This is a genomic window from Pantoea sp. ANP04 (assembly GCF_041982285.1).
Taxonomy (GTDB): Bacteria; Pseudomonadota; Gammaproteobacteria; order Enterobacterales; family Enterobacteriaceae; genus Pantoea; species Pantoea eucalypti.
In genome coordinates, this window is sequence record NZ_JAUTYS010000028.1 from 1 (window position 1) to 5,259 (window position 5,259).

General features: G+C 42.9%; 6 protein-coding genes and 1 pseudogene. All 7 read right to left on the bottom strand.

Annotated elements, in window-relative coordinates:
- Positions 1–508 precede the first annotated feature (508 nt).
- Positions 509–888 (bottom strand): annotated as a pseudogene (locus Q7C21_RS21995) (IS1-like element transposase); the annotation flags it as partial.
- A gap of 184 nt (positions 889–1,072) precedes the next feature.
- The gene (locus tag Q7C21_RS22000) at positions 1,073–1,393 is read right to left on the bottom strand and encodes a hypothetical protein (RefSeq protein ID WP_105100180.1); all 321 of its coding nucleotides are present in this window, start codon (positions 1,391–1,393) and stop codon (positions 1,073–1,075) included.
- Positions 1,394–1,488: 95 nt separating this feature from the next.
- Positions 1,489–1,845 carry an immunity protein Tsi6 family protein gene (locus Q7C21_RS22005; protein WP_008927177.1) on the bottom strand — a complete coding sequence of 119 codons (357 nt, stop codon included), beginning with the start codon at positions 1,843–1,845 and terminating at the stop codon, positions 1,489–1,491.
- Positions 1,846–1,985: 140 nt separating this feature from the next.
- Positions 1,986–2,243 (bottom strand): hypothetical protein, encoded by a 258-nt coding sequence (locus Q7C21_RS22010; RefSeq protein WP_375151100.1) that lies wholly within the window; start codon positions 2,241–2,243, stop codon positions 1,986–1,988.
- Entirely contained in the window at positions 2,243–3,502 is a 1,260-nt protein-coding gene (locus Q7C21_RS22015) for a PAAR domain-containing protein (protein ID WP_008927175.1), read from the bottom strand. Before Q7C21_RS22015 ends, Q7C21_RS22010 begins: the two co-directional genes overlap by 1 nt.
- 3 nt (positions 3,503–3,505) lie before the next feature.
- A complete protein-coding gene (locus Q7C21_RS22020; RefSeq protein ID WP_375151101.1) occupies positions 3,506–4,300 on the bottom strand; it encodes a DcrB-related protein in 795 nt (264 codons plus the stop codon).
- Between the two features lie 2 nt (positions 4,301–4,302).
- A partial coding sequence (locus Q7C21_RS22025; protein ID WP_375151102.1) for a type VI secretion system Vgr family protein occupies positions 4,303–5,259 on the bottom strand: 957 nt, incomplete at its 5' end.

A 5,259-nucleotide genomic window follows, 5' to 3' on the forward strand; every position in this document is an offset into this window, starting at 1 on the left:
TCGATGCGCGCGTCGGTGGCCAGCAGTTCGGCGGTGAGCACAAACGGACGGGACAGCGTCTCGGTGCCCGTGAGCGTGTGGAACAGCAGGCCGTCCGCCGGCAGCTGAGCAGTAATGCGTGAGAACATGGTTTTTTCCGTACAGACAGAACTGACGATGACGCGGGTCAGTAAAAGTGGAAGGGAAATGATTTTTTTATTTAAAGCATTTTCTGATTAGAAGTAATGGATATCAGGGCGAAATTATTTTTCAAAACAAAATCCCGATTAAAAAATAAACATTTATGAACATGATCAATATAATATTTTTTCAGTCAATATGTATTTTGGATATCAACCAGGAAACACAAAGAGGAAATTATTTTTTAAATAATTTTAAATTAAAATAAGGAAATATAATATACATTACAAACCATCGTGATGCATGCACATTTAACATCCCCATTTATTTCACTGACTAACTACTTCTTGATTATTTCATTATGCATGTTAGCGAAAATCAAAACACACGAAAAAAAGGAACAATGCTGCCGGGCTTTACTGCCAACAAAGCTACACTGCTCATAAAGTTCGCAGATAAGCGCCACATCAGCATGGGCGACGGGTGAAGAGGTTAACCGCTTTGGCCTAATTTTTTTAAACTCCGGATGACGGTGTTAATGCCAATGTTCAGTTTTCTGGCGGTATCACGAACCCAGGCACCATTGATGAAGGCCATTTCAGTGATCTGTTCTTTAATGCACGGCTTACGGGCTTCATAAGCGTAAGTGAGTTGAAACACGCGGTGGCAGTGACGGCTGCGAAATCTGTCATAGCCTTTAGGGTTCTGACCATGGCGGTAAACGTGAGCAGACTGACAATGGAGGCAATGAACGTTAACGCTGGCCATGAGAATCTTAAAAGCGTGCATTATACATCAGATTAAACCAATTAGAGGCATCACCCTATATTTAAATACAGTGTCTACCCAAAACCCTACACTATAGTAACTTAATATAAAAAGTGATAGGATTAACTCTCTAAAAAAACCTTTTTCTAGTGAGAGGGAATTATTTTTATTCACTTATAATAAATCACTTCACAACCTTAATATCTTTAACCTCTCTATCACAAAAGTTGGTCCAATCCTTACGAATAGTCTCGGCCAAACTGATTAGATAGTCAAAGTCATCTCTATGAAGAAGATCATTTTCATCTAATACAAACACCTTACTAATGTCAAAATGCGAGTTTGGATAGAAATTTGGAATAAGAACACCTATAAACCATTTACTATCCGAACGCAGTAAATTAAAGTCACCTTGACGTGACTTAACAATCTTAGCTTCAATAATAAATCGCCCCTTCTTTAAGTCATAAACTTGATAGTCTATCTCTTTATCTAAATTTTTCATGGAAATAACAGTTTAATAATCACCAGTTGGTGATTTACCACCAGGGAACTTTATTTGCGTTATTCTTTATACATTAAAGCCTCAATATTTATCTACTACTGTACTTTTAAATATCTTTTTTTCCGTTTTTCATATTCAGGATCGATTTGATGAGGAAGAATGACTTTGAGTCCCGCGCCTATTTGAGATGCAATATAATTTGCGTTTGAAAGATGTTTGGCAAGCTCTGGGTCAGTTGTATCAAACTCTTTGGAAGCCAAACTCCCCAGATTCATGCTATGCAGGACACTTTTATCTTTTTCTTCACCAGTTAATATTTTTTTTACGTACATAAGCTGTTTCAGAGCAACCTGAAAAACTCTAAAATCCGGTTTTTCCATGGCTCTTTGATTAGTGATATCAATAGCATCATTGATGTAGTCTAAAGCAGTATATTTTTCTTTCTTCATCATAAACCCAATATGCACTCTTTTTGTTTGAGAGCAAAGGCAGATCTTGAATTAAAAATCACCAGGCCAACCTTATTACAAACGGAATGTATAAAGTAAGCTAAAGACAAACCTTTTTATTCACCAAATAGAAAAAACTAAAACTATATTAATTCAAAATTATCCTTGCTAATTTCATTTATTACGTACTGCTCTGGGGCTTCTCTTATTTTTTTTGATAGATCTTTTAACATTTCAATATCGATAGAACGGATATCAATATATGGAGTTACAATGAAGAACCTTTCGACATCAACTTTGTAATCACCTTCACTAAACATAACCTTCATTACATATGAGCTATCGTCACACTCATACAGAGTAAAATCCCAAGGATTCATTGCTATTTTATTTTTACTCATTATAATTTCTCTCCTGTTAATAAATCGGTCACGGTATAATCTCTGCCTTTAACCATTCCTTCGGTTTTTACTACAGCCTCAAGATCACCTTGTGGTAGTTTGCCACCCGGAATCCATTGCTTATTAGCTCCCCATTCATTACCAGTAGGCATTTTTGGAGAGTACAACTCTGTAGGTTCAAATTCAATCAAAACAAGACTATCGTTTTTCAATTGTTCCTGTGGGATGCCTAATTTATCTGCAATCACTCCTACATCTCCTTTTGATTCAGAAATCATTTGTCCAGCGCGCTCCTTGGTTAGAACAAATTCCGTCCTCCCTGGATCAGGTTTACCAATACCATAATCTTCAAAACTTTTTCTAGTGACTATTCTAGATGCGCCATTTTCAAAGGATTTTGCATGAGAATCAATATAATCCTTAGGTAAATATGTTTCGGGGTCTGGCCTAAATGTTTTTTCGATACTTTGTATTTCGGCGATTTTTTCATCATTTAACGGAAGTTTGTTAGCATTAATATTATTACGACCACGCCAACCGTCAAACTTCATACCCCCTTTACCACCCAATGCCCCACCGGCAAAACTGCCTGCCAGCATAGACCATTTTTGACCGTCAGAGCCTTCACCGAAAAGTCTGCCACCGACCCAGCTGCCAGCGTAACCACCACCCATTGCGCCTGCTAATCCTAGCAGGGCTATAGCAGGTGAAGCCAGGACCGCAACGGCAGCAGTGCCTACTCCCATCATCACCCAGTTTACCCAGCCGGGGACTTCGGGGTTGATGTCGTCAGTCTGAAGTTTGCCTCCGCCAATAAAGACATTGGTTGAACCGCCAGATATCTCAGCGCTGCAGGTCAAACGGTCTCCGATACGGGCGGCAGGAAAGTTGTTAATAAAAACTTTGTCCGAACCTTCAGCAACCCGTTGCGATGAGCCGCTGTGCTCATCGCAGTCGCCTTTGGACAAATGTGCACGTATCGCTGCTCTGCTGTTAGTGAAAACATTCGGCGATCCGGATAACAGTTTGCCTGTGTTATGTCGCGGAGCCCATGACATGCTGCCAAGCACTTCACCCACACCTCCGGCAGCACAGGCACCGGCTGCTGCTGCGGATACAACAACCAGTGCTGCTCCACCGGTAACAACAACGGCTGCTGCACCTAATATCGCGCCGCCAATTAACCCGGCGATCATCCAGCCTTTAGAGGCTGTGTGGGCTATCTCGTCCTGCTCTCTGGCAGCATTGAAGTCAGCCATGATTTATACATCCTCATGTCTCTGAAGAAACGCAAGGATTTGTGATTCGCTGGCGAGATCTGCTGGTCCTTTAAATGCTTTTGCCATGCCAAGAATATCTCTTACAGATGAGTTTTTTCTGTGTGGTGATGTCCATAGTGCATAGCGCAACGGCTCTTCATTATTTAAGGCGGCGATATGTAATGGGCTTCCCGCTGAGTCAAAGAACAAATAACTGCCATTCAGAGCTCTTTTCAAATCAACATTCTGATAAAGTAATGTCACCGTTTCATGTGCGGTAAGCACTTTAGTATCGTTATCAAAAGAAAAGAAAATCCCCGACGCATCAGTTGCCACGGGTACCGGCTCATGATCAGAATCACGAGAATTAAATTTTATACTGTTAATAATCTCATGATATTGCTTAGTATAATAATCATTAAAACGTCCTGGGCACGTTCCAATATAACAAACAATCTTTTTACCCCCGGCGTCATCATCAAATAAAACAATCGATTGTTTTTGCCAGATCTCAGCGCCATCATTTTCAAAATGATAAAAAATCTCAACTGCAGGCAGATTATCTATCTCGATCAGTTGTGATGTTACGTTTACAAAAGCGGGAACAGTGACACTCATCTCATTGATAATTCTAGCGGCCACTTTTTGCACTGTATCGTCATGAAAAGCAGATGCACGAGACACTACGAACGTAAACTCACTCGCATTATTTTCGCTGAGCGTAAAAAGGTTCATTGTCCTGTCTTTAAATATGTCGGGCAGTTCAATTGAAGCTTCCTGAAGAGTATAGGTGGCCATTTTTATCCTTTAGTATTTTTTGCTGATGAAGAAAAGTAGTTTTCAATTTCACTTTTTATTTTATTTTTATGTCCACTACCCGGTGCAATTATTGCAGCGCTTCCTCCTTCCGGATTTAAATGTAACTCACCACCTTTGGTATTAATCTCTCCATTACCATCGACGGTAATGTTAAAATTTTTACCAATAAAATTAATCGCACCTTCTTTAGTTAACTCAATCGCGCTCAGACCACACTCGATCCTTACAGTGTCTCCGGCTGCAATGGTGTAAGAAGCAAAGGCCTGTTCAGTACGATTGCCCGTTGTCAGCGTTTTACTATTTCCCTGAGTGCCGAGAGCATGGTCACCATCCACTCGCGTCTCATTATTAGCGCCCACCGAAACCATGCGATTGTTCAGAACACTGTGTGATTCATCATTTTTAACATGGGTATCCATGTTCTTCTGTGCCTGGATCCACAGGTGTTCCTCACCCGCCTTATCCTCAAACCTCAGCGCGTTCGCGGTGTCCGCCGTGCCATCCTTCGACCGGCTTAAAAAGCCCATCTGCGTCGCCGCCGCCGGCAGCGCCCACGGCGGCATGCTCGCCTCGTTATACACCCGGCCGATGATCAGCGGACGGTCCGGATCGCCGTTGATGAAGTCCACCACCACTTCGTCGTTGACCCGCGGGATCTGCACCCCGCCGAACCCCTGACCCGCCCAGGCGCTGGAGACGCGCACCCAGCAGGAGCTGGTGTCGTCACCCTTTGCCAGCCGGTCCCAGTGAAACTTCACCTTCACCCGCCCGTAGCGGTCGGTCCAGATCGACTCGCCTTTCGGCCCCACCACCTTCGCCGTCTGCGGACCGTGCGTTTTCGGCCACGGCGTCTCCGGCGGGGTGCGGTACGTCACCGACGACGGCAGCACCGTGAAGCTGATGTTGTGACGGCTCTCGCCGGTGTCGCCGCTGGCGTA